The organism is Eggerthella timonensis (genome assembly GCF_900184265.1).
Taxonomy (GTDB): domain Bacteria; phylum Actinomycetota; class Coriobacteriia; order Coriobacteriales; family Eggerthellaceae; genus Eggerthella; species Eggerthella timonensis.
The window spans coordinates 154,165-178,109 of record NZ_FXXA01000002.1; the positions used below are offsets into that span (position 1 = coordinate 154,165).

A 23,945-nucleotide genomic window follows, 5' to 3' on the forward strand; every position below is an offset into this window, starting at 1 on the left:
TGGCGATGTTACCGTATCGCGTCCATCGTATATGCGAGAATTCCGTCGGCGCGCGTGTTTGCCTCGGCGATGAGCGCATCGGCTTCGGCGCGATAGCCGTCGGCGCGGTTCTCGTCGTCCATCGAGGCCGCGTTGATGAACACGTTCATGCTGGCGGCGACCAGCGCAGCACGCGCCAGCACCGCCGCCGCGCCCGCGTCCGACACGGCCAGCTTGCTGCCGTTGCGCGCAAGGAAGTCGGCGTAGTCGATGACCTCGGCGCACGCGCGCATGATGGCCAGCGGCACGTCGCACGCAGGCCCCAACGCCAGCTGCAGCGCCGCCTGCTTCGCCGCCGCTTCCTCAGGCGTGGCTTTCGGCATGCGATACGACGCGGCCAGAGGCTCGAACGCCCGCGCGTCCGACTCGATGAGCGCGAGCAGCTTAACGCGCACGCCCTCGAGGTCGCGCAACGCATCCTGCACCTCGTCCTCCACGGCAGCATAGGTCTTCTTGCCCACGGTCAGGTTGCCAACCATGGACGCGAGCGCGGACGCCACCGCTCCCACGTAGGCCGAGGCCCCGCCGCCTCCCGGCGTGGGCGCCGCCGAAGCCAGCTCGTCGATAAAGGTCGTATCCAAGAAGATCCTCCTTGTCGCATCGCGCGCTCGAACATGGCCCCATGATACGACAAACCGCCTGCAAACGCACCGCGCTGGCATCGTCGCCCGAAAAACATGGAAATCCGGAGTAGAGCGTATGGCACCGGAGCGCTAAGGGGAATGGGTGCGCCGGCTCCTTTGACGCACAGCCCGCAGCAACATGCTGCCCGGAAGCATGCAAACATCCTGCCATGCGACCCTTTCTGACAGGAATTTCCCCTATTGGAAGCCTCGTCCGGCGTTCGCGTTTACGGCTGGCAATGCGACCTGGTCTTTTCGTCTGGTCGTCCAGAGACGAAGGGCTTCCGGCGGAGCTCTATCGACCAATAAGGGAAATTCCTGTCAGTTGAGCCTCTTTTCGCCGACGTTGCGCGGCGAGCGGGGGTCGGGGCGGGTGTTTCACGTGAAACACCCGGCAGTCCCTCGTGCGGACGCCTCACAAGATGAGCACTCACAAAGAAGAGCCCCCGGCTTCGGAGGAAACCGGGGCTCTCTGTGCTTAGAACAATCCCGAGATCTTGCCGGTTTCGTCGACGTCGATGCGCTCGGCGGCGGGCACCTTGGGCAGGCCTGGCATCGTCATGATGTCGCCCGTCAGCGCCACGACGAACCCGGCACCGGCCGACACTTTCACGTTGCGCACCGTGATGCGGAAATCGCGCGGCGCACCGAGCTTCTTCGCGTCGTCGGAGAAGCTGTACTGCGTCTTCGCCATGCACACCGGCATATGCGCGAAGCCCAGATCCTCGAGCTTCTTGAGCTCGGCCAGCGCCTTCGGCTCGAAGTCCACGCCGTCGGCATGGTACACGCGCGTGGCGATTGCCTCGATCTTCTCGGCCAGCGACAGGTCGTCCTCGTAGGCGAACTGGAAGTCGTTCGGCTCTTCGCATAGGCGCACCACTTCGTCGGCCAGCGCGAGGCCGCCTTCGCCGCCCTTGGCCCACACTTCGGACAGGGCCACGTTCACGCCCAGGTCGCGGCACTTCTGCTCCACCAGCGCCAACTCGGCCTCGGTGTCGGTCGGGAAGCGATTGATGGCCACGACGCACGGCAGCTGGTACACCTTCGTGATGTTCTCCACGTGCTGCAGCAGGTTCGGCAGGCCCGCCTCGAGCGCTTCGAGGTTCTCGTCGTTGAGGTCGGCCTTCGCCACGCCGCCGTGGTTCTTGAGCGCGCGCACCGTGGCCACCACGACCACCGCATCGGGGCGCAGGCCCGCGAGGCGGCACTTGATGTCGAGGAACTTCTCCGCACCCAGGTCGGCGCCGAAGCCGGCCTCCGTCACGCAGTAGTCGCCCAGCGCCATGGCCATGCGCGTGGCCATGATGGAGTTGCAGCCGTGCGCGATGTTGGCGAAGGGGCCGCCGTGCACGAGCGCCGGCGTGCCCTCGAGCGTTTGCACGAGGTTCGGCTTGAGGGCGTCCTTCAGCAGCGCCGCCATCGCACCCTGCGCATTGAGGTCGCCGGCCGTGACGGGCTTGTCGTCGCGCGTGTAGCCCACGACGATGCGAGCCAGGCGCTCTTTGAGGTCGGTGATGGAGGTGGACAGGCAGAAAATGGCCATGATCTCGCTGGCCACGGTGATGTCGAAGCCGTCCTCGCGCGGCACGCCGTGCGCCTTGCCGCCCATGCCGTCCACCACGTTGCGCAGCTGGCGGTCGTTCATGTCCACCACGCGCTTCCACGTGATCTTGCGCACGTCGATGCCCAGCTCGTTGCCCTGCTGGATGTGGTTGTCCAGCATGGCGGCCAGCAGGTTGTTCGCAGCTCCTATGGCATGGAAGTCGCCCGTGAAGTGCAGGTTGATATCCTCCATGGGGATGACCTGGGCGTATCCGCCGCCTGCGGCGCCGCCCTTCACGCCGAACACGGGGCCCAGGCTGGGCTCGCGCAACGCGACGACGATGTTCTTGCCCTGGCGCGCCAAGGCGTCTGACAGGCCCACGGTCGTGGTGGTCTTGCCCTCGCCAGCGGGCGTCGGGTTGATAGCCGTGACCAAGATGAGCTTGCCAGGCGTGTGCTCCTCGTCGGTAAGCAGGTTGTAGTCCACCTTCGCTTTGTTCGTACCGTACAGCTCGAGGTACGACTCCGGCACGCCCGCCTTCTCGGCGATCGCGCTGATGTGCAGAGGTTTCGTCGCCTGGGCAATTTCAATGTCGCTCAACACGTCGGGCCCTTCCTTTCTTTTCGCCTGCTCGTTGCAAGCGGGACGGCTTTCCTGATAGCAGCATTCTATCCGGTCGGCGCGTCGGGAACGAGAACCATTCCCCAAGAGCGCAATAAAGCCAGCATTGCGGCGAAGGGCCCTTGGAGCGAACTCCGTGCGAAGCCCTTCGACTTCGGCGCAACGCGCCTCCACTCAAGATGGCGGCAACGCATGTCCAAGACAGTGCGTCAAAGAAATCGCGAATAGTGGCCGTTTTCGACGGATATACGTCATCGGGAGAGGACGAATCCAGCTCGAAGGAGAAGGAAAATGCATCTCTTTTGCGTCGTCTCTGATCAGAGGATCGAGAAACGCGTAGCTTGCGAGAAAATCTCCGACGAAAGACGTACTTCCGTCAAAAGCGGCCACGAATCCCGAAATCCGCGACGCGCAAGCAACCCGCGTCCCTCAGCGGCTCTCCTCTTGCGCTTCATAGACGAGACGCAAGCCCTCGAGGGTCAGTTCGGGGTTGATGGCGGTGATGGTTTGGGACTGGGCCGCAACACGCGACGCGAGGCCGCCCGTCGCCACCACGGGCGTCTCGTAACCCAGCTGCGCGAAGATGCGGCGGATGATGCCGTCCACGCGGTCGGCCTCTCCGTACACGATGCCGGCCTGGATGGCCTCCTCAGTGTTGTGCCCGATGGCGGTGCCCGGATCGACCAGATCGATGGCGCCCAGCTTCGTGGCGTGCGAGAACAGCGCGGAAGCCGACGTCTCCACGCCCGGCGCGATGACGCCGCCGATGAAGCGCCCGTCCGCATCGATGACCTCCATGTTGGTCGCCGTGCCGAAATCGACCACGATCACAGGCGAGCCGTACAGCGCCTTCGCGGCCACGGCGTCGGCCACGCGGTCGGCCCCGATCTCGTGCGGGTTGGGATAGTCCGCCTCGAACAGCGCGCACGCGGTCTCAGCCGAGCACACGAGCGCCTCCTCGCCGATCATGCGGTGCGCCGCCGAGCGCCACGCCATCGTGAGCGCCGGCACCACCGACGCCAGCGCCACCCCGTGGATGTCGTCGAGCGTCAGCCCTTCGGTTGCCAGCAACGGCACGAGCTTCACGCGCAATTCGTCCGAAGTATGGCTTTTGTTCGTGGCCACGCGCCACCGGTACAGCAGGCTTCTGTCCTGGTAGATCCCGACAACCGTTTGGGTATTCCCCACGTCGATGGCAAGTAACATGTTCCTGACAGTCTCCCTCGCTTGCGGCCCGAATGCTTATAGTTGCTCTCGTCATTATAACAACCCGCCCACGCGCATCTGTCAGGCACCGGCAACGGGAGTCCATCTGATAGAAAGGCAACACATGAACGACACCCCGCATCGCATCCTCGTTGTTGACGACGAGCCCTCCATCACCGAATTCGTCAGCTACGCCCTCAAGAAGGAGGGTTTCTTCACCGACGTCGTGGACAACGGCGAAGACGCGCTGGCGCTGGCCACGAAGAACTCGTACGACCTGTTCGTGCTCGACATCATGCTGCCCGGCATGGACGGCTACGAGCTGTGCCGCCGCCTGCGCTCGAAGACGACCGTCCCCGTCCTGTTCCTGTCGGCGCGCGACACCGAGCTGGACAAGGTCGTGGGCCTCGAAATCGGCGGCGACGACTACCTGGCGAAGCCCTTCGGCGTGCGCGAGCTCATCGCACGCGTGCGCGCCCTGCTGCGCCGCGGCTCGGGCGGCGATTTCCCCGGCGCGAACCACGCCGTCACCGCCAGCGGCATCACGCTGGACGAGGACGCCCATACCGCATCGGGCGCCAACGGCGAGATCGACCTCACGCCGCGCGAATTCGAACTGCTGGCCAGCCTCATGAAGAACGCCGGCAAGGTGGTGTCTCGCGAGGATCTGCTGCGCGATGCCTGGGGTTGGGAATACTTGACGGAAACCAAGACCGTCGACACCCACATCAAGCGTCTGCGTGATAAGATTGAGTCCGCCGGGTACGATCCCGGCTTGGTGGAAACGGTTCGCGGCTACGGATACAGGTTCAAGCAATAAAAAGACTGCAAACATACTTCTCGCTGCTGGCAACGCTGCTTTCGCTTCTCGCCGGCGCGGTACTGCTCCTCGTTTGCTTCCTCGCCTTCGACCTCCCGTCGAAGGCGTTTTTGCTGCTCATCCCCGTCGGGATCGTGGTGTTCACGTTCAGCCTGATCATCGGCCACTTCATATCTGAGCCGCTTCGCCTGCTGGCGAAGAAGACCGCCGCCTATCGCTCGGGAGCCGACGTGCCGTTCGAGCCCGACGGGCGCCTGCACGAAGCAGACGAGCTGGCGGCCGACTTCAAGGCGCTCGCGCAAACCACGAAGACGCAGCAGCACGATCTGGTGTTGAAGGAACGTCGTCAGGCGGCGTTCATCAGCGACGTTGCCCACGAGCTGCGCACGCCGCTCACCGCCATCCGCGGCAACGCCGAGATGCTGGAAGACCCCGACCTGCCGCCCGAGCTGCATGAGAAGTTCTGCTCCATCATCATCACCGAGAGCGAGCGATTGAGCCGCCTCACGCACGACCTGCTGACGCTGCAGCGCCTCGACGACGCCGCGATGCCCATGGAGCTGTCGCGCGTGAACCTGCGCGAGCTGGCCACGGGCGTGCTCGACGCGCTCGAGCCCATTCTGCGCGACCGTCACGCGAACACCGAGATCATCGGCGAGGCCCCCGACGTGCTGGGCGACCCCGACCGCCTCAAGCAGGCCGTGACGAACCTCGTGGAAAACGCAAGCCGCTTCATCGAGCCCGACGGCCACATCACCATCGAGCTGTTCGGCCTCAAGGGCAATTCCATCTTAGCCGTCAAGGACGACGGCACCGGCTTCGGCGACATCGACCCGCAGCTGCTGTTCGACCGCTTCTACCGCACCGACGCCTCGCGCAGCCGCGGCACGGGAGGCACGGGCCTCGGGCTGGCCATCGTGAAGTCGGTGGTGGAAGCGCACGACGGCACGGTGGAGGCCATCAACCTGCCCGACGGAGGCGCATGCTTCATCATCGCGCTGCCGTCGATCCTCCCCGGAGAACGCTGAGAATCCAGGGGTGAGACAGAGGGACGGGGTAATTGTCTCATTTCGCTCGCGAAATGAGACAATTACCCCGTCCCTCTGTCTCACCCCGCCCCCTCCGTCTCGCCGCCCGCGCAAGTCCGCGACCCGCTGCTAGCGAGCTCCCTGCGCATGGCCCTTCTTGCCGCGGAACAGCAGGAACGCAAGCACCGCCACCACGACCACGCTCGTGCCGATAGCGCACACCGTCTGGAGATGGATCATCGGAATGCCCACGAGCATGCCGATGATGTACGGGACGAGCCACGCCAGCCACACGAACGTGCTGAACGTGTGGAAGCGCTGCATGCCGCGCTCGTTGCGACGCACGTAGGTCACGGTCGCCCAGGTGGCATGCACGAGCATGAGCCCGATGGCGATTACTCCGGTCACTGCGTGGATGCCGAACCCGCCTGTCGCCGACTGCTGCGCCAAGTTCGACATGATCATCGTGCCGGTGGTGTCGCAGACGAGGCCGCCCCAGAACAACAGCACATGGGGTAAAGACAACGTCCCCGATCGACGCTCTCCGAACACTCCGACGGTATACAACACCAGCGCACAGGTGATGGCTACGCTTGCTACGATCAACTCCACACTCATATGGCGATCCTTTCGCTTTTCTTTTATGAACAATGTTCATTAATGAACTAGGTTCATATTAAGAAGAGGATCGAGGGATTGCAACACATCGCACAGGTCGCCCACCGTTTCTTCACGAACGATGCACGCGTCTTCCTCTACAATGAGGTACATCCTTTCCAACCCTCTGGACTTCCGCACGCGGGAGGTGCGCATGGGCAACAAACCCATCATCAGCAAGCAGCAGATCCTCGACACCGCCTTCGCGCTTGCGAGCGAATCCGGCCTGGCGGGACTCAGCATCCGCGACGTCGCGCGCGCCTGCAACGTGGCCGTGGGCACGGTGTACAACTCCTACCCCACCAAGAACGACCTCGTCAACGACGTGGTGGGCCGGTTCTGGAACGAGGCGCTGGCCGACCGCATGCCGCGCGCCGTGGCGGGCGACGATTTCATCTCCTTCTGCCAGGAGCTTGCCCGACAACTGTCGGGTGCGCTCGCGCAGTTCCGCGACGACTGGCTCACCGAGATCGCAGCGCTCGACGCGCAGGGCCTGGCCGCCGCACGCAAGCGCGAAGAAGCATGCTTCGCGCACATCCGCCGCGGCCTCGTGGTCGCGCTCGAGCGCGACCCCCGGGTGATGCGCGACCGCCTGCACGACGCGCTGGCCCCCGAGCCGCTGTGCGCGTTCGTATGGGACAGCATGCTGTCGTCCATCAAGCACGGCGACCCGAACTGTCGAACCTTGTTCGCCCTGCTCCGCAGCACGGTGTACGAAGCCTGAAACGTCAACGGGGCCCCGGATTTCCGGGGCCCCGCCTGCATCATGCGCGTTTCAAGCGCCTACAGGGACGCGAGCGCGGGAAGCACCTTCTCGAGGTCGGCCACAAGCCCGAGATCGCACTGCTTCATGAGCGGGGCGTTCTTGTCCTTGTTGACGGCCACCACGAACTGGGATTCGGCCATGCCAACCGTGTGCTGCACCTGGCCCGACACGCCCAGGCCCACATAGACCTCCGGCTTGACGGTCGCACCGGAAACGCCCAGGTAGCGACTGTGCGCCATCCATCCCTCGCCTTCGGCGATGGGGCGCGAGCAGGCCATCTCGCCGCCGATGCGCGTTGCGAACCGCTGCGCCGCGCCCAGGTTCTGCTCGTTCTGGATGCCGCGGCCCACGCATACCACCACCTTCGCGGAGCCGAGGTCGACCACTTCCTCCTGCTTCTCCTGGCGCCCGACCAGCTTGATGGGACCCGGCTCGATCGACGCCGACGCGCGCTCCACCGTGCCGGAAGCCGGGGGCGCGTCGATCTCGAACACGCCCGAGCCCACGAGCACGAGCGCCGTGCCGTGCGCCCGCTCGACGCGCTCGGCCGCGCCGCCGTACGCCATATGCGCCACCTCGACGCCCGCGTCGTCGAGCGTCACGCGCGACGCGTCGGTGACCACCGGCATGCCCAGCCGCACGGCGAGACGGCCCGCCACGCACTGCGTGCGCTTCGACATGCGCGCCAGCACCAGCGCCGGCTGCTCGGCCTCGAGGATCTCCTGGAATGCGGGGACGCAGTCTTCGTACAGCGCGCCTTCGGGGACGGCCCCGACGCAGATCACACGCGCGCCCCAGGCGGCGATGCGCTCCGCATCGGCCTCGTCGCCCGCCCACAACGCCACCGGGCTGCCGCCCAGCGCCCGCGCGCCGCTGCACAGTTCCTCGTAGGGCTCAACCGCATCGGCGAACACCGCGATCGTCTTATTGCTCATGGAAGCCTCCTTACAGCCGCTCGCGCACGCGCGCCACGAATGCCTGAACCGTCTCGTCGTCATCGCCCTCGAGGATCTCGCACGCGCGATCGCGCTGCTTCGGCGCAAGCGTGCTCACCACCTCGATGGCCTCGTCGGCGCCGGCGAACCCCACGTCCTCGAGCGAAAGCACGCGCGAAGGCTTCTTCCCCGCGCCCAGGATGTCCTTCATGGAAGGGATGCGCGGCGTGTTCATGTCGGCGACCACCGACAGCACGGCCGGGAGCGGCACGTCCAGGCGCTCCACCACGGCGCCGACGGTGCGCTCGACGTGCGCCACGTCGCCGTCGAGCTCGATGGAGCTCACGGCGTTGATGACGGGCAGGCCCAGCACCTCGCCCAGCTGCACGCCCACTTGCTGCGCGTAGCGGTCGGCAGATCCCTCGCCGCACAGCACGAGATCCACCTCGCCCAGCTGCTTGACGGCCGCCGCAAGCACATGCGCCGTCACCGTGGAGCCGGCCTCGGGCAGCGACGCGTCCTTCACCGCCACGTTCTCCTGCGGGCCGCGCGCGAGGACGGCCTTCTTCAGCTTCGTGTCCTCCACGGCGTCGCCGCCGGCGGTGAGGCACACGAGCGACGCCCCATGCGCGGCCGCCAGCTGTGCGCCGGCCTCCACGGCGTTCAGATCGTAATCGCCGATTTTGAGCGCAGCGCGCCCGAACGACAGCGTGCGGTCGGCTTGCACGACCACGTCCTGCTCGTCGGGCACGATCTTGTAGCACACAACGATGTTCATGAATCACTCCTTTTGCGTATCGGGAATGCGGTTCCGTGCATTCGAGAAGCAAAAAGCGTGCCATCCTGTCGCGACTGCCCTCCGTCGGGGAAGAAGCCGTCCCTAGAACGTATCGTCGGTGCTTTCGAGCACCACGCGAACGCGCAGATGAAGGCGGTTGAGCAGCTCGGCAAGCTCGTCGTGCGTGAGGTTGAGCTGGCGCCCCACCGCGGCGAGGTCGCCTTCGTACTGCGCGAGGAGCGCCTGCACGAGATGGCGCTCCTCGGACGTCGCATCGTCCTCCACGCCTTCCCGCATCGCGCCTGCGCCCTGCTGCATGGTCGCAGCCACGTGGGCGACCGGACCGTCCGGCATCGCGTTCGCCGCGTTCGCAATATGCGGCGGCAGCGAGTCCAGGGTGACGTTGGCGCCTTGGCCCTGCATGATCAGGCAGCGCTCCACGATGTTGCGCAGCTCGCGCACGTTGCCCGGCCAACTGTAGGCTTGCAACGCCTCGACGGTCTCGGCGGGGAAAGGCGTGCACGGGACCTCGAGCACCGAGGAGAGCTGCCCGTTGAAGTAGTCCACGAGCGGAGGGATGTCAGCAGCGCGCCGCCGCAGCTGGGGCAGGCGAATCTCCACGAGGCTCAGACGGTAGTACAGATCGCTGCGGAACTTCTTCTCGGCGATGAGGCGCTCGATGTTCTGGTTCGTGGCGGCAATCACGCGCACGTCGAGCGTCTTCGCCGTGTTCGACCCCAGCTTCGTGACGCTTTGCTCCTGCAGCACGCGCAGCAAGCTCACCTGCATGTCCACCGGCATCTCGCCGATTTCGTCGAGGAACAGCGTGCCGCCGTCGGCGTATTCGAACTTGCCTACCGCGCCCGACTCGCGCGCGCCGGTGAACGCGCCGCCCTCGTAGCCGAACAGCTCGGTGGCCAGCAAATCGCGCGGCATGGCGCCGCAGTTGATGGCCACGAACTCGCCGGCACGTCCGCTGCGACGGTGCAACGCGCGCGCCACCACTTCCTTGCCCGTGCCCGTCTCGCCCAGCAGCAGCACGTTCGTCTTGATGGGCGCGACTTTCTGCACCATGCGGTCGATCTTCTTCCACTCCTCGGTTTCGCCGATGTAGTCGACCTTGTCGCCCGTGGGCATGACCGCCGCGTCGCTGCGACGGCCGGTCGCGCGCTTGGCGTTGCGCTCGACTTCGCTTCCGTCCTCGAACACGAGCATGACGAACGGCTCCTGACCGTCGATGTCCACCACGCCCCGCCGCACGAGGTTGAGTTCCTGCACCGCGCGCGAGCGGCCCTTCTTGAACGGCAAAGGCAGCGGGGCCTCCAGCTTCTCGGGAAGGTCGAGCACATCCTGCGCGGTGAAGCCCTTGCCCAGATAGGCGCTCAGCGACTGCGATCCGTACGAGTACTGCTGCCAATCGGGGCAGTACTGCCGCATGCCGGCGTTGCCGCTCAGGATGCGGCCGCTTTGATCGATGAGCAGCACCGGATGCTCGTATGCCAGCATGAGCGGCTTGAAGAAGTCCACCGTGGACAGCAGCGCGCCCGCCTTCGAGCCCGCACGATGCAAATCGTTCGTCAGCGACACGCCGATGCGGCACAGGTCGAGGGCGCTCTGCGGCAGCACGGCGAAGGGGCTGTTGATGTTGAGCGCGCCGTAGTATTTCCCCGCTGCGTCGAGGTACGGCATCGACACGCCGGAGTACGTCTGCACGATGGCGCGGTAATGCTCGAACCCGTCGACGCGCACCGGGCGCTTCTCGTACGCAACGAGCGTCGCGTTTCCCGTTCCAACATCCTCTTCGCGCATGAACGTGCCGAACGTGCGTGGATAGGTAGTGAGAGGAGACAGCAGCTCGAATACGAAATTCTCTCCATCCATGAGAGACACGTTGCAGCCCAGCATCTCCTTGAGGAACTTCATGACCGGAGTCGTCGCCTTGAGCGAGGCGGCGAAACGCGTCCGCTTCTCCTCGAGAAGCGGGACGTTCTGGTCGACGAAATCGCTCGACCATGGGTTCACGCCCGCCGCGCGGCACCGAATCCATGAACGAGCTATTTCGGGGCGCACCTTGTCCTCGAGGATCGTTCCCGTGCTGACAAACGTTTTCCAGGCCTCTATCGCGTGCTCTTTTCGATATATCACGTGCGCTCCCCTCTGTTCCGATTGAGAACCTTACCGTCTTCGCTGCGACTGCCGCCCGATGCCGAGCGCTTCCCGATACTTCGCCACGGTGCGGCGCTTGATGTCCACGCCCTCGCCGTTCAAGATGGTGGTGATGGTCGCATCGCTCAGGGGCTTGCGGCGATCCTCCTGCGCGACGAGGTCCTTGATGCGATCCTTGATGGCCAGCGAGGAAAGCGCATGGCGACGCTCTTCGGCCGAGCAGGCCACCGAGCTCGAGAAGAAATGCTTGAGCGGGTACACGCCCCAGGGGGTGAGCACGTGCTTGTCCTGCACCGTGCGACTGATGGTGGACACGTGCACGCCCAGCGCGTCGGCGGCCTGCTGCATGGTGAGCGGGCGCATGCGCGCATCGCCGCCGACGAAGAAATCGTATTGGACCTCCGCCAGATATACACCGAAGCGATGGAGCGTCTGGCGCCGTTGGTCGATGTTGGCCAGCGCCGCATCTGCCTCGGCACGCTTCTGCCCGAGCCATGCGCGCGCCTCGCCGTCCATAAGTCCCTGTTCGGCCATGCGATCGTAGGCTCCGTTGAGCACGAGCGTCTCCGACAGCTCGCCGGTCACGCGCACCGAGAACCCCGTCCCGTCGGGCATGATGGCCACGTCGGGGACGACGTACACCGTCTCCTTGCGCTGCGAGAACGACGAACCGGGACGCGGGTCGAGCGTGCAGATGACATCGCGGATGGCCGAGAGGTCGTCGACGCTCACATGGTACGCGCGCGTGAGCTTCGTCGTGCGATTCTCGGCGAGATCCTCCAAGCTGTTCTGCAGCATCGCGCGAATCACCGACGCATAGGGCGCATCGTCGTCGAGCTGCAGCATGAGACACTCGGCCAGGTCGCGCGCGCCCACGCCGCGCGGCGTCAGCGTCTGCACGAGCGAGAGCATCCGCTGGCCGTCCTCGGCCGAGCAGCCCGCTTCCGCGCACACCGCGGGCATGCTGCCCGAGAAGTACCCATCGTCATCGATGTTCTCGATGAGGACGTCGAGCACAAGACGGTCCCGCTCGCTGATGCACGCCCCCGTCAGCTGCATGCGCAAGTGGCTTTGCAGCGTCTCGGTCTCCGAGCACTCGTCGCGCAAGCGCGCAAGATCGAACCCACGCGCATCCCACGCGATGGACGACGGACGCGCATAGGCACTTTCGACATCGTCGCCGTCGTTGTCAGAAGCGCGTTCGTCCTCGTCGGGAATCTCCTCGAACGACAGGGAGGCATGATCGTAATCAAAATCGAGCAGGGGGTTGCGCTCCGCCAGATCGCGCACGTAGGCGTCGAGGCGGGTAACGGGCAGCGCGAGGACCTCGAGCCCCTGGATAGCCGTGGGCGCCAATCGCTGCTTCGTGCGCAGCGAGACATCGGAACGCGCTTCCACGCGAACAGCTTGGCTCGGATGCTCGGGCATGCAACCCCCTTGGTACAGCACGCTGGTGCCATTCCCCCTCGGCAAGCGCGTGGTTTTACCGACAAGCGGTGTCAATACGCTCATTTTAAGATGATTCCGTGAAATTTTCAACTAAGTATGCGATATTATAAACTTTAGCATGATTTTTGCTAATTGTTTTACTAATCTATGGATAAAGCTCAGGAAGGACCCCTTCATGACGTGCGATCCATCCACCCTCGCCATTCGAGAAGCAACCGAGCGCGACGGCGACGCCATCGCGCGTCTGGCCGAAGATGCCGGCATGGGCACGCTCACCCCGCGCGGAACGTCGTACGTCGCGCTGAGCGAAGGACGCATCGTCGGCTTCATCCGCATCGTCGAAGCCGAAGGCAGCTGGTACATCAGCCCCATCGTGGTCGACGCGCGGGCGCGGCGGCTCGGCGTTGGACGCGCTCTCATGGAGGACGCACGGGCCCGTTACGGCGCGCTGCTGTTCGTCGCGCGCGGCCCGGCGGTTCCCTTCTACACGGCGCTCGGGTGCGAGCAGGTGGCGCGCGAGCGCATTTCGCCCGACCTCGGCGAGGACTGCGACACGTGCCCCGATTTCGCCACTTGCTCCCCCGTCCCCATGATCTACCGCTGAATGTCCCCAAAGGGGACAGGCACCTTTGGGGACATTTCCTGCGCCTAGCGCGGGTTCTTCGCTTCCGGGGCCGGATCGGCGGGACCGGCGTAGGTTTGCACGATACCGGCGTAGATGCGCGCCTCGTCGCCGACTACCTCGAGGTCGGTATCCATCCAGTTGCGCCGACGGATAGCCACGAGCGCCCAGTCTTTCGCCGACCCCTTGATGTAGTTCTGATCGTTCGGCTCGCCCTTCGTCCACAGCTCGCCCGACGGCAGCGTCAGCTCGAGATGCATCGGGATCGCAGGGTCGAACGCGAGGCCGTTCACGTTGTACATGTTCGGACGGCCCTGCCATGAAAGGAACAGCGTGGAGGCGATGCGCTCCTTCACCACAGGGTCGATGCCCATCGCGTCGTACAGGTCCACGCTGTGCGCCCACAGCTCCATGAGGCGCGCCGACGCGAGCGAGCGCACGGACATGGGCGGAATGCCGGCGGCCCACGGCACGCGGCCCTTCGGGCCCAGCTCCATGAAGGCGGCCGTCATAAGGGTGCGCTGCTCGCGCCACCAGTTCAGGATATCGGCGCCGCTCTGGTCGCGGAACGCCATCACGTGGTAGTTCTCGTCCTGCTCGGACGCGGCGTCGGCCACGGCGTTCACGCTCTCGCCACGCCCGGCCAAAAGCTCGACCGCGCAGTAGTCGAAGAACGCGATGTGGCAGATGACGTCCTTGAACGTCCAGGTGGTGCAGTAGGCGGCCATGCGGTTCCAGTCGTCCTCGGTGAAGTCGGCAACGAGCGAATCGACCAGGGATTGCTCCGCCACGAGGTCGTCGACGGGATTGAAGATTTGGGGCATGATGGGGGTCCTTTCTCAACATACAGGTCCAGCAAAGTCAGCGAGGGCTTTCGTGGTGGCCCGAATTGGCGTGAAAGGTTGGGGAAGCGCACTTCGGTACGCGACGAAACCTTGGAGCGCCAAGGCGGGGTGCCACGAAAGGCCGCCCCCTACGGGGACTAGCTTCGCGTCGCAGCATCGAGCGGTTCCGGCGGCCGTCAGGCCGACGGAACAAATTGCTTCTGGATGGCTCGTCCGGCGATGTGGATCATGATCTCGTCGGTGCCGGCGCCGATGCGGTAGACGCGCTGGTCGCGCCACAGGCGCGAGATGCGGCAGTCCTTCGTGTAGCCGATGCCGCCCATCACCTGCAGCGCGGTGTCGCACACCTCGAACGCGGCGCGGCCGCAGTACAGCTTCGCCACGGCAGAGTCGATCTGCACCGACTCGCCGTTGTCGATCTTCCACGCCGTCTTGTACACCCAGTTGCGCATGTTCTCGATCTTCAGGTACATGTCGGTGATATGCTCCTGGATGAGCTGGTTCTTGCCGATGGGCTTGCCGAACTGGACGCGCTGCGTGGCGTAGCGCACGGCGTCCTCGTAGGCGCACTCCGCGGCGCCGAGCGACTGGGCGCATGCCAGCAGACGCTCCACCTCGAAGTTCACCATGGCCTGCATGAAGCCGTTGCCCTCGACGCCCACGAGGTCCTTCTCCTCAAGCTCCACGTCCTGCATGTGCAGCTCGCAGGTGTTTCCCATGTTCCAGCCGATCTTCTCGAGCGGCTCGATGGAGATGCCGGGAGTCAGGTTGCCCTCGTCGTCGCGCAGCGGCACCCACCACATGGAGAAGCGCGAGCGGTTGGCGCGCTCGGCGGGATCGTCGTCGGCATTGCGGGCCACGCACAGCATGTACTTCGAGTTCACGGCGTTCGTCATAAACGACTTGCTGCCGTTGAGGTACACCTTGCCGTCGCGACGCTGGTAGGTGCTGGCCAGCGCAGAGCTGTCGCTGCCCGCGCCCGGCTCGGTGAAGCCCAGCACGAATCCGGGGCGGCCCGCCATCACCTCGGCGAAGCACTGCTCCTGCTGCTCGGGAGTACCGTACTCGGTCATGTCCTTGAGCGCGCACAGGTTGCCGTACACGTAGATGGGCGCGCCGTTCTTGCACACGCGCTCGGCCACCAGCATGAGCGTGGTCACATCGACGGGGGTGCCGCCGAACTCCTCGTCCACGCCCAGCATCTGGAAGCCGTTCTCCAGCAGCGCGTCGGTGAACTCGTGCGGCCATTCGTGCTTCTCGTCGCACTCCTTCATGTACTGCTCGGTGCAGTAACGCTCCATCAGCTCGTCGAGGCTCTCAAGCAGAAGCTGCTGCTCGTCGGTCAAACTGAAATCCATGTTATCGTTCCTTTCCTTCGGTTCCCTGAACGCCTTGCCCCATGAAATACCGGTACGCATCTTCCGCGCGCTCCCTGCGCACCCGCCCTTCGCCCCTGAGGTGGTCGAGGTGGGCCAGCGTTTCGCACACGATGATCCAACGCTGGATGATGGGGATCCCCTCCCAGGTGTCATGCGGAATGTTCCACGTGATGGACTTAGCAAGTTCCGTGCCAGTCATGCCGGGGCGCTCGGCGATTCGCGCGAGAATCTCGTCGAGCCGCTGGTGATGATGCTGGCGCAGCCACGCGATGCGCTCGGGCATGGCCTCGGCCTGCCGGCGCGGGTCGACGAACCCGTGCCCCATGCAGGCGAGCGTCACCGGCAGTTGCGCCACCTTGTCCAGACTGTGCAGATAGTCTCCCAGCGAATCCGCTTCGTCGGGAAACGGAGCCATGTTGGGCGAGCTGTTCATCAGCACGTGGTCGCCGTAGAACATGATCTTCCGATCGGGCAGGTACAGGCATTGGTGTCCCGGCGTGTGCCCAGGCGTCTCCACCGCCCGCATCCGGTAGCCGCCGTAGCGCATCTCGTCCCCGTCGGCCAGGTTCACGAAGCTCTCGGGCATAGGCCATTCCGTGCGCGGGATGAGGCTGGCATCGGTGCGCTCGAGCTCGTCCAGCTCGTCCGGCGGAAAGCCCTCGCGCGCCAGCCGCGCCTTCACCGTGCCGCGATACGAGCGCGCGCCCCTGCCGCGGAATACCTCCTCGTCGCGCGAGCTCAAGTACACCTTCGTATCCTCGTGTGCAAGCGCCGCGACCAGTCCCAGGTGGTCGATGTGGAAGTGCGTGGCGAACACGTCGGTGCGCGCCATGTCCACGCGCAGATCCTGCAACGCCGAACGCAGCACCTCGTAGGACGCCTCATGGCTCACGCCGGTGTCCACCAGCAGGTTGCGCTCGTCGGTGACGATGAGGTAGGCGTTCGTGTAGCCGATGGGCGTGCCGCCTGAGTACGGCACCTGGATGAGGTAGATGTCGGGGTCGCTGCACAGCTTCTCGTGGTGACGCGGCGCAGCCTGCTCCTTGCGTTCGTCGAAGTACGCGACGACGTCGAGCTTCCGCACCTTGCCCGCGCTGTCGCGCCCCAGGTCGTCCATGAACACGACATAGCGCGGCTTCTTGTAGCTGGCGATGTAGCCCTTGCAGTGCGTCTGCACCTCGGCCGCCGTGAGGTTCGAGCCCGCTCGCGGCTGAATGACGGCTGCCACGGCCTCCCCCATCACCGGGTCGCTCGTGCCGAACACGACGCAATCCCCCACATCCGGGTGCGTGCGCAGCACGTTTTCCACCTCGGCGACGAACACGTTCTCGCCGCCCGACTTGATCATGTCCTTCTTGCGCGACCGCACGTAGTAGTATCCCTCCGCGTCGCGCATCATAAGGTCGCCCGTGCGCAGCCAGCCATCGGACGTGAACGCCTCGTCGGTAAGGTCGCGCTGCCCGTAGTAGCCGCGCATCACCGACGCCGAGCGGAACAGCGCCTCGCCCACTTCGCCGTCGGGCACCTCTTGGCCCGCCTCGTCCACCACCTTCATCTCCACGTGCTTCATCGGCCGCCCCACGCTCTCCAGCAGGGGCGAATCGGCCTCGAGCATCGCGCGCGTGATCTTCAGGCTGCTGCCCGCGCCGCTTTCCGACTGGCCCCAGCCGTAGTTGAGCACCGCGTTGGGGAACTTGTCGTAGATGGCCTGGATGATAGGCTTCGTGGTGGCTCCGGCGGCGCTTTGCACGAGGCGCACCGAGCTGAGGTCGTACTGGTCGATGGTGGGACACCGCAGCAGGCGCAGGTACGTGGTGGGCGGCAGCAGAATCATGTACGTCACCCGGTAGAACTCGATGAAGTGGAGGATCTGCTCGGCGTTGAACGCCTCGCAGATGACCAGCGTCGCTCCCGCCGCGAACGTGATGGTGAACCAGCTATGGCCGCCGTGATGCTCGAGCGGGCACTGGATGAGCACCACGTTGTCAGGATCGTCGCCGATGCCGTTCGAGTCCATGATGGCATCGAGCTCCACGAGGTCGGCGGCATGGGTGCGCGCGGCGCCCTTCGGCAGGCCCGTCGAGCCGCCCGTGTACTGGATGCGCGACAGGGCGTTCGGGTCGCGGAACAGCGGGGGCTCGGCAGTGTCGTGGCCGGCGCGCGCCCGCTCCAGCTCCAGGGCGGGGCAGGGGGACGGGGTGAGACAGAGGGACGGGGTAATCGTCTCATCTTGCTCGCAAGATGAGACGATTACCCCGTCCCTCTGTCTCACCCCGTCCCCGCCTACGCTGACGAGCGCCACGTCGGCCGAAAACGCACGCGCCGCCTCGGCCACTGCCGCGGCGAACTGGTGGGCGAACACGAGCACTTCGGCTCCGCTCGCGTTCACCAGATAGCCGATCTCGCGCGGGATGAGCTTGTAGTTCAAAGGCACGGCAACGGCTCCGATCTTCTGGATGGCGTAGTACACCTCCAGAAGCTCGGAGCAGTTCGGCAACAGGTAGGCCACGCGGTCGCCCGGCCGAACGCCCAGGTCGCTGACCAGCACCGCTGCCGTTTGGTTGACGCGATCGTTCAGGGCGCCGTAGGTGATCTCGCGTCCGTCGAACACGACGGCCGTTTTATCGGGATGCGCCTGCGCGCTTGCGAGGAACGGTTCCGCTACGTTGCACTGTGCCATATCTTCTCACCTTCGCAGGGTTCAGCGGGCAAATCTCTCCATAGTGGCGGCGTACGCCTTCGTCGTCGTGCAGAACGGCGACGCCGTCGATTCGGCTTCCAGGCATGCCTCCAGATTGCCGTCGGCAAGCCCGTTCATGATGTTCTTCGTCAGCTGGATGGACGCGTCGGGCATTCCCGCCAGCTGGCGCGCGAACCAAAGCGTGTCGGCTTCCAGGGTCTCAGCCGGGAACAGCCGGTTCACCACGCCCCAGTCGTACAGCTGGAGCGCAGGGATCTTGCCGCCGAAGAACAGCAGCTCCTTGGCACGCTGCAGGCCCACCAGATCGGGCAGCAGCTTCATCATGCCCATCTCGGGCACGATGCCGATCTGGCAGAACGCCGGCACGAACTGCGCACGCTCGGACGCGCACACGAGGTCCGACGCGCACACGAGGGCGAATGCGCCGCCCACGGCGTAGCCGTCCACCATCGCGATCACCGGCTTCGCCATCGTGCGGATCGTCCGGATCACGGCCAGGTACCGACGCAGCGTCTTGCGCGCGCCCTCGGGGCCGGGCTCGAGGGCGGGGCCCTGATCGAGGTCCCCGCCGCTCGAGAAGTCGTCCCCCGCGCCGCGCAGCACCACCACGCGCACGCCGTCGTCGACGTCCGCCGCGCGCAACAGCCCGTCGAGCTTGGTCATCATCTCGCCGGATAGGGCGTTCTTCTTGCGCGGCTGGTTCAGGTAGACGACCTCGATGCCCCCATCGAGCCGTTCGGCGTACACGACGTCGTGAACGGAAGCGCACGCAGGAGATCCTTCGACTCCGGCGACTTCGCTCGGAACGACAGGTTGTTCGGTCATAGCACTCACTCGCGTTTCCTCTCCTACAGCGCGCATGCCGCGCGATAGCCCATCTTGGTTGCGTCGGCAATGCGCCCCGGCGTCTCGCAGTCGCCCACGAGGTACACCTCGTCCACGAGCGGCTTGCACGCCTCGCCCAGATCGTGGTTCTCGGCAAGACCCAGCGTGATGGCCACGGTCTTGGCGGGGATGAACAGCTCCTTGTCTCCCTCCGGCGTGGTCTGCACGGCCTTCACGCCCTCCTCGGTGATGGCCGTAACGCGCGTGAGCGGGTACATCTCGACGTTCTCGGCCTTCTTGAAACCGCTGATCAGCCCGAAGCGGTCCGAACCGCCCACGTCGAAGCCCACCTTCTTGCGCTCCTCGACGATGGCGGTGGTGCGGCCCGTCTCCATGCACAGGTGGCCGAACTCGCAGCCCGGCAGGCCGCCGCCGATGATGGCGACGCTGCGGCCGATGGGCCACGGCGACTTCTCGGTCATCGTGCGCGCGAACGACGGCGTGTAGTAATGCTTGAGGAACTGCGAGCCCGCGCCCCACATGAAGCTGTTGAGCGCGCCCTTCTTCCCCGCAGGCGCATGACCGTTGATCATCTCGAGGAAATCGTGCGACGACACGACGTTCTTGCCGTCGGCGCCCGGCACGTCCAGCCCCACGGGCTTGCCGCCCACGGCCACGATGGCCGCGTCGGGCTTGGCCTGCCGCACCGTCTCGGGCGTGACCTTCGTCTTGAGGTGCACGGTGATCTCGGGGTGCTGCTTCACCTGCGTGAGGAGGTAGTCCAGATAGCGTTCGTGGTAGGGGCTGAAGATGCTGCTCATCTTCACGCATCCGCCGAGGCGCGGGCCTTCCTCGTACAGGTCCACGGCATGGCCGCGCTGCGCCGCCGTCAGCGCCGCGTTGATGCCGGCCGGCCCCGAGCCAACCACCATCACCTTCTTGGCGCTCTGTGCCGGCGGAAACGCCTCATGGTCGAGCTCCTCGCCCAAGCGCGGGTTCACGCCGCAGTTGTTGAGCGGCTTGCCCTGGCTCACCACGTCGTCCAGGCAGCGGCAGCACACGATGCACAGGCGCATGTCGCAGGTGCGGTCCTCCATCACCTTGCGGGGCAGCGCTGGGTCGGCGATGCTGTAGCGCAGCCCGGCCACCACGTCCATCTTGCCGTCCTGCAGGTTCCGTTCCATCACGCGCGGATCGGTGTTGCGGTACCCCTGCGCCACCGGCTTCTTCGCCACAGTCTTGATCTGCTGCGAGACGAACGTCCAGTGGCCGTCCTCGATGACCTTCGTGGTGAGCGGCTCGCTGGTCTCGTGCCAGCCCACGGCAAGATCGTGCAAGTCGCAGCCCGCTTCTTCCAGCATCGGCGCGATGCGCAGCGCCTCCTCCATGGATAGGCCCGGGCCTGCAGGGCTCTTGATGAAGTCGACGGGCGACCAGCGCACCACGATGGGGAACTCCGGCCCCACCGCTTCGCGCACGCCGCGGATCACCTCGAGCGTCAGCTTCACGCGGTTCTCCAGGCTGCCGCCGTACTCGTCGGTGCGGTTGTTGGTGGCAAGCGCCATGAAGCGCGACAGGATGCCGCCCACGCCGGCCATGACCTCGATGGCGTCGAAGCCGGCCGCCTTGCACACGCGCGCCGCATTGAAGAACTGCTGCTTGAACGCCTCGATCCGCTCGAGCGTCATGGCGCGGAAGCCGCCCATGAACTTGAGGATGGCGATATCGGACGGGCCGTAGGGGCCTTCCGGCGTTTCGGCGTCGGGCTTCCAGTCGTGCACGTAGTACGGCTGTGCGCAGATGAGGCCGCCGTGCTTGTGCACCGGCTCGACCAGGTAGCGCTGCAGGTCGGGAATGCAGCTTTCGTCGTAGCAGCTGGGCAGCTCGTGGATGTGGTCGGGGTCGATCTCGTTGCGCTTCCACGGGCAGATGGTTTGGATGATGAGGGCCGTCTGCCCTTCGGCCCGTTCCTCCAGGTAGTTCGCCAAACGCTGCGTGGGACGGTTGTCCTTCGTCACATAGCCCGCGCCCGGCGACATGGACGTGGTGATCATGCGATTCTTCAAGGTGACGCCGTTCACCTGCAACGGCGATCCCAGGATGGGGTACTGCGTGCTCATGCGTTCGAAGTCCTCTCTTGTCGGTCGTGTGAGACAAAGGGACGGGGTATTTGTCTCATTCCCGTTTCTCCTCTTTGATGATGGCGGTCGGATGAGACAAATACCCCGTCCCTTTGTCTCATCCGCATTGCGATGGATTTGCTAACGGCTGCCGTCGCGCTTCCAGGCTTTCTGGGATAGCGCAAGCGTGATGGGAACCAGGACGACGGCCAGCACGTACAGGGCGATGACCAGGATGAAGCATAGGTCGAACGAGCCCGTCGTGTCGTAGATCATGCCGTACACCAAGAACGACACGGCCGTTGCGATGAAGATGCCCGTGGACACCCAGGAGTAGATCTGCGAGTAGTTGAGCGAGCCGAAGGCCGCGCGCGCCAGCATGGGAGCGATGACCGTGAGGCCCGCGTAGCCGCCGCCGAACACCACCATGCCCGCGTAGAACAGAGCCACGTTCTCACCGGCGATGTAGGCGAGCAGGATGCCGATGGCGCCGCACGACGCGGCGATGATGCCCGTGAACTTGACGCCGATCTTGTCGTTGAGCGCGCCCAGCAGCAGCTTGAACACCACGCCTCCCACCATGATGATGGACACGGCCATGGCACCCGCGCTCGCGCCCAGCGCGCCGTGCGCGGCGAACGCGGGGATCTGCTGGAAGAACGCGGCGCACATGACGAAGATGCAGGCCACGAGGATGAGCAGGTAGAGGCCGGGCGACTTGATGGCCTGCGCCACCGTGGCGCCCTCGTCAGCCTCGGGGGCCGCGGCGAGCTTGTCGTCGGATGCGTCCTTCTCGCCCGCACCGAACGGCAGCAGCCCCATCACTGACGGGCTCTTGCGCACGAACGCCACCGTCAGCACCACCGACAGCACCGTGGTGACGATGGACAGCGCGGCGCGCGCCGTCTGCCAACCGAACTGGTTGATCAGCTCCTGCCCGATGGGGCTGGCCACGGCCGCCAGAATGGACAGCACCGCCGCCGTGATGCTGATGGCCAGACCGGCGCTCTTCTTGAACCAGGCGTTGATCAGCACGGGAGCCGCGAGGTACATGTAGAACGCCGACGTTACGCCGTACACGACGCCGTAGAGGTTCCACTGCCACAGCTCGGTGGCGTAGGCGCTCGCCCACGATGCCAGGCCGAAGGCCGCCGACACCGCAGCGAGGATCCAGCGGGGGTTGTACTTCTCCATCAGCTTGCCGGCGATCGGCGCACACACGGCCGCGACGAGCGGCTGGATGGTGCGGTACATGGTGGTGTCGGTTTGCGTCCAACCGAACTGGTCCATCACCGGGGCGACGAAAATGCCCGAGGTGTTGCCGACGATGCCCGTCGGAATCGAATAGAAGCCGATGCACCCGATAACGACGAGCCAAGCCCACACGGCTCCTTTGGTACGTGCAGTGCCCATGTCCTCATCTCCTTGTCTCAAATCCCCTGAAACTTCCGATGAAGACCAGAAAGCAAATACCGTGCCAAGTTGGAATGGGAGGGGGGCGGGAATGCGATGCCGTCCCCCTCCCATTCCAACTTGGCACGGTATTTGCTTTCTGGCTTGAGGAGCTGCTCGTCGTAGAGGCTGGCGACGTCGTCGGGCGTGGCGCCCAACTCTTCGAGGATGTCCTCGTTGTCGGCGCCCACGAGCGGCATGCCGCGCCATATTTGACCGGGGTTGTTCTTCATGCGAGGCACCACGTTCACCCCGCGGATGGATTCGTCGTCGTAAGAGCTCTTCCACGACGTGAAGCTCTCGCGCGCCTGGTAGTGGGGATCCCGTTCGGCCATCTCAAAGGTGTAGATGCGGCTGCACGGAACGCCCGCATCCAGCATGATGCGCTCGGCCTCCTCGGCGGTGTGCGACCCGAAGAACGCTTCCATCGCCTCCTCCAGCACGATGCCGGCCTCGCTGCCGAACGAGATGACCGGCGTGCCTTCGGGGAACAGCTCGCTGCCGTATTCCAAACCGAACACGGGCAGCGCGGCGCGCACCACGCCGGGACCCAGGATGAGCGTGTAGATGGGCACGCCGTCCTGGCAGATGTAGGTGCCGTAGCCGGCGCTCGACGTGCTGTGCGACCCCTCGCGCACGGGCAGCGCGCCCGTGTTCAGGTAGTTCAGCGCATAGAAGCCCTCGCAGCGCAGCATGGCCTCGTACTGGGCAACGTCCACGCTGTCGCCCTTGCCCGTACGCTGCGCGTTGATGTAGCCGGCCAGCGCGCCGATGCTGGCCATGAAGCCCGCGTAGTAGTCCGACACCTGGGGAAACGCGAGCACCGGCAGACGATCGGGATAGCCGTTCATCTCCATGAAGCAGCCGTAGGCCTGGCCGATGCCGTCGAACGAGGCGCGCGACACGTACGCCGGATCGCCTGTCTGGCCGAAACCCGAGATGTGCGCGATGGTCAGCTTCGGGTTGACCTCCCATAGCGCTTCGTCCGACATGCCCCACTTCGCCATCTGGCCGCCGCGGAAGCCGTCCACGAGGATGTCCGCCTGCTTGAGCAGCTCGAAGAACCAGGTGCGGCCTGCGCCGTCCTTCACGTTCATGCACAGCGAGCGCGTGTTGCGGCGCTCCATCTGCGTGCCCCAGCCCTGCAACGCCTGATTGGTAGGACGCGAGGTGTCGCGGCCGCGCGGGCTTTCCACGCCGATGACCTCGGCGCCCAGGTCGGCCAGCAGGCTGCAGGCGAACGGGCCCGCGATAGCCATGGTGAGGTTGACCACCTTCACCCCTTGCAGCGGGCCGAACTTCGGGCAATCTTGAGCTTTCATACGGTTCCTCCTTCTCGACGTTGCCGCCTGAGAGAGCGGCTGCGAAAT

19 protein-coding genes are annotated in these 23,945 nt (G+C 65.3%); 4 read left to right on the top strand and 15 right to left on the bottom strand.

What is annotated here, in order from left to right; genetic code table 11:
- Positions 1–8: 8 nt before the first annotated feature.
- The 3 genes from C1A15_RS00735 to C1A15_RS00745 all read right to left on the bottom strand — a co-directional run bounded on the left by C1A15_RS00735 (position 9) and on the right by C1A15_RS00745 (position 4,032).
- Positions 9–620 carry a cyclodeaminase/cyclohydrolase family protein gene (locus tag C1A15_RS00735; RefSeq protein WP_101720805.1) on the bottom strand — a complete coding sequence of 204 codons (612 nt, stop codon included), beginning with the start codon at positions 618–620 and terminating at the stop codon, positions 9–11.
- 520 nt (positions 621–1,140) lie between these two features.
- Entirely contained in the window at positions 1,141–2,808 is a 1,668-nt protein-coding gene (locus C1A15_RS00740; protein WP_101720806.1) for a formate--tetrahydrofolate ligase, read from the bottom strand.
- Positions 2,809–3,255: 447 nt separating this feature from the next.
- Positions 3,256–4,032 (bottom strand): type III pantothenate kinase, encoded by a 777-nt coding sequence (locus tag C1A15_RS00745; protein ID WP_101720807.1) that lies wholly within the window; start codon positions 4,030–4,032, stop codon positions 3,256–3,258.
- Between the two features lie 124 nt (positions 4,033–4,156).
- Between C1A15_RS00745 and C1A15_RS00750 the strand changes: the two genes are divergently transcribed.
- Together C1A15_RS00750 and C1A15_RS00755 are read left to right on the top strand one after the other, a co-directional pair.
- On the top strand, positions 4,157–4,852 hold the full coding sequence (locus tag C1A15_RS00750) for a response regulator transcription factor (protein ID WP_009305225.1): 696 nt from the start codon (positions 4,157–4,159) through the stop codon (positions 4,850–4,852).
- A 110-nt stretch (positions 4,853–4,962) separates the two neighbouring features.
- Positions 4,963–5,880: a sensor histidine kinase gene (locus C1A15_RS00755; protein ID WP_101720808.1), complete on the top strand. Its 918-nt coding sequence runs from the start codon at positions 4,963–4,965 to the stop codon at positions 5,878–5,880.
- 129 nt (positions 5,881–6,009) lie between these two features.
- Here the strand turns inward: C1A15_RS00755 and C1A15_RS00760 are convergent, their stop codons facing one another.
- Entirely contained in the window at positions 6,010–6,498 is a 489-nt protein-coding gene (locus C1A15_RS00760; protein WP_101720809.1) for an HsmA family protein, read from the bottom strand.
- A 193-nt stretch (positions 6,499–6,691) separates the two neighbouring features.
- Between C1A15_RS00760 and C1A15_RS00765 the strand changes: the two genes are divergently transcribed.
- Entirely contained in the window at positions 6,692–7,261 is a 570-nt protein-coding gene (locus C1A15_RS00765) for a TetR/AcrR family transcriptional regulator (protein ID WP_101723634.1), read from the top strand.
- A gap of 59 nt (positions 7,262–7,320) precedes the next feature.
- Here the strand turns inward: C1A15_RS00765 and C1A15_RS00770 are convergent, their stop codons facing one another.
- The 4 genes from C1A15_RS00770 to rpoN all read right to left on the bottom strand — a co-directional run bounded on the left by C1A15_RS00770 (position 7,321) and on the right by rpoN (position 12,610).
- Positions 7,321–8,238, bottom strand: coding sequence for an electron transfer flavoprotein subunit alpha/FixB family protein (locus tag C1A15_RS00770; RefSeq protein WP_101720810.1), 918 nt, complete (start codon positions 8,236–8,238; stop codon positions 7,321–7,323).
- A gap of 10 nt (positions 8,239–8,248) precedes the next feature.
- Complete coding sequence (gene fixA / locus C1A15_RS00775) at positions 8,249–9,016, bottom strand: putative electron transfer flavoprotein FixA (protein WP_101720811.1); 768 nt, start codon at positions 9,014–9,016, stop codon at positions 8,249–8,251.
- Between the two features lie 102 nt (positions 9,017–9,118).
- Positions 9,119–11,161, bottom strand: coding sequence for a sigma-54 interaction domain-containing protein (locus tag C1A15_RS00780; protein ID WP_101720812.1), 2,043 nt, complete (start codon positions 11,159–11,161; stop codon positions 9,119–9,121).
- A gap of 30 nt (positions 11,162–11,191) precedes the next feature.
- Positions 11,192–12,610, bottom strand: coding sequence for an RNA polymerase factor sigma-54 (rpoN, locus tag C1A15_RS00785; RefSeq protein WP_101720813.1), 1,419 nt, complete (start codon positions 12,608–12,610; stop codon positions 11,192–11,194).
- Positions 12,611–12,806: 196 nt separating this feature from the next.
- Here rpoN and C1A15_RS00790 point away from each other — a divergent pair, with 196 nt between their 5' ends.
- Positions 12,807–13,235: a GNAT family N-acetyltransferase gene (locus tag C1A15_RS00790; protein WP_101720814.1), complete on the top strand. Its 429-nt coding sequence runs from the start codon at positions 12,807–12,809 to the stop codon at positions 13,233–13,235.
- A 44-nt stretch (positions 13,236–13,279) separates the two neighbouring features.
- On the opposite strand, the gene C1A15_RS00795 is transcribed toward C1A15_RS00790, so the two are convergent.
- From C1A15_RS00795 to C1A15_RS00825, 7 genes are all read right to left on the bottom strand, one after another.
- Positions 13,280–14,077, bottom strand: a complete 798-nt coding sequence (locus tag C1A15_RS00795) for a TIGR03084 family metal-binding protein (RefSeq protein ID WP_101720815.1) — start codon at positions 14,075–14,077, stop codon at positions 13,280–13,282.
- A 197-nt stretch (positions 14,078–14,274) separates the two neighbouring features.
- A complete protein-coding gene (locus C1A15_RS00800) occupies positions 14,275–15,456 on the bottom strand; it encodes an acyl-CoA dehydrogenase (protein ID WP_101720816.1) in 1,182 nt (393 codons plus the stop codon).
- Position 15,457: 1 nt separating this feature from the next.
- Positions 15,458–18,157, bottom strand: coding sequence for an AMP-binding protein (locus C1A15_RS00805; RefSeq protein ID WP_101720817.1), 2,700 nt, complete (start codon positions 18,155–18,157; stop codon positions 15,458–15,460).
- A gap of 21 nt (positions 18,158–18,178) precedes the next feature.
- Complete coding sequence (locus C1A15_RS00810; RefSeq protein WP_245864855.1) at positions 18,179–19,003, bottom strand: enoyl-CoA hydratase/isomerase family protein; 825 nt, start codon at positions 19,001–19,003, stop codon at positions 18,179–18,181.
- 23 nt (positions 19,004–19,026) lie between these two features.
- A complete protein-coding gene (locus C1A15_RS00815; RefSeq protein WP_101720819.1) occupies positions 19,027–21,123 on the bottom strand; it encodes an oxidoreductase in 2,097 nt (698 codons plus the stop codon).
- Between the two features lie 141 nt (positions 21,124–21,264).
- Complete coding sequence (locus C1A15_RS00820) at positions 21,265–22,536, bottom strand: MFS transporter (RefSeq protein WP_101720820.1); 1,272 nt, start codon at positions 22,534–22,536, stop codon at positions 21,265–21,267.
- 17 nt (positions 22,537–22,553) lie between these two features.
- The gene (locus C1A15_RS00825) at positions 22,554–23,897 is read right to left on the bottom strand and encodes a CaiB/BaiF CoA transferase family protein (protein ID WP_245864856.1); all 1,344 of its coding nucleotides are present in this window, start codon (positions 23,895–23,897) and stop codon (positions 22,554–22,556) included.
- Positions 23,898–23,945: the final 48 nt, after the last annotated feature.

Bases quoted from the DNA above. Each gene is read 5' to 3' on its own strand.
- C1A15_RS00745 (WP_101720807.1), bottom strand. From the start codon at position 4,032: ATGTTACTTGCCATCGACGTGGGGAATACCCAAACGGTTGTCGGGATC.
- C1A15_RS00750 (WP_009305225.1), top strand. From the start codon at position 4,157: ATGAACGACACCCCGCATCGCATCCTCGTTGTTGACGACGAGCCCTCC.
- C1A15_RS00760 (WP_101720809.1), bottom strand. From the start codon at position 6,498: ATGAGTGTGGAGTTGATCGTAGCAAGCGTAGCCATCACCTGTGCGCTG.
- C1A15_RS00765 (WP_101723634.1), top strand. From the start codon at position 6,692: ATGGGCAACAAACCCATCATCAGCAAGCAGCAGATCCTCGACACCGCC.
- C1A15_RS00770 (WP_101720810.1), bottom strand. From the start codon at position 8,238: ATGAGCAATAAGACGATCGCGGTGTTCGCCGATGCGGTTGAGCCCTAC.
- fixA (WP_101720811.1), bottom strand. From the start codon at position 9,016: ATGAACATCGTTGTGTGCTACAAGATCGTGCCCGACGAGCAGGACGTG.
- rpoN (WP_101720813.1), bottom strand. From the start codon at position 12,610: ATGCCCGAGCATCCGAGCCAAGCTGTTCGCGTGGAAGCGCGTTCCGAT.
- C1A15_RS00790 (WP_101720814.1), top strand. From the start codon at position 12,807: ATGACGTGCGATCCATCCACCCTCGCCATTCGAGAAGCAACCGAGCGC.
- C1A15_RS00795 (WP_101720815.1), bottom strand. From the start codon at position 14,077: ATGCCCCAAATCTTCAATCCCGTCGACGACCTCGTGGCGGAGCAATCC.
- C1A15_RS00800 (WP_101720816.1), bottom strand. From the start codon at position 15,456: ATGGATTTCAGTTTGACCGACGAGCAGCAGCTTCTGCTTGAGAGCCTC.
- C1A15_RS00805 (WP_101720817.1), bottom strand. From the start codon at position 18,157: ATGGCACAGTGCAACGTAGCGGAACCGTTCCTCGCAAGCGCGCAGGCG.
- C1A15_RS00810 (WP_245864855.1), bottom strand. From the start codon at position 19,003: ATGACCGAACAACCTGTCGTTCCGAGCGAAGTCGCCGGAGTCGAAGGA.
- C1A15_RS00815 (WP_101720819.1), bottom strand. From the start codon at position 21,123: ATGAGCACGCAGTACCCCATCCTGGGATCGCCGTTGCAGGTGAACGGC.
- C1A15_RS00820 (WP_101720820.1), bottom strand. From the start codon at position 22,536: ATGGGCACTGCACGTACCAAAGGAGCCGTGTGGGCTTGGCTCGTCGTT.
- C1A15_RS00825 (WP_245864856.1), bottom strand. From the start codon at position 23,897: ATGAAAGCTCAAGATTGCCCGAAGTTCGGCCCGCTGCAAGGGGTGAAG.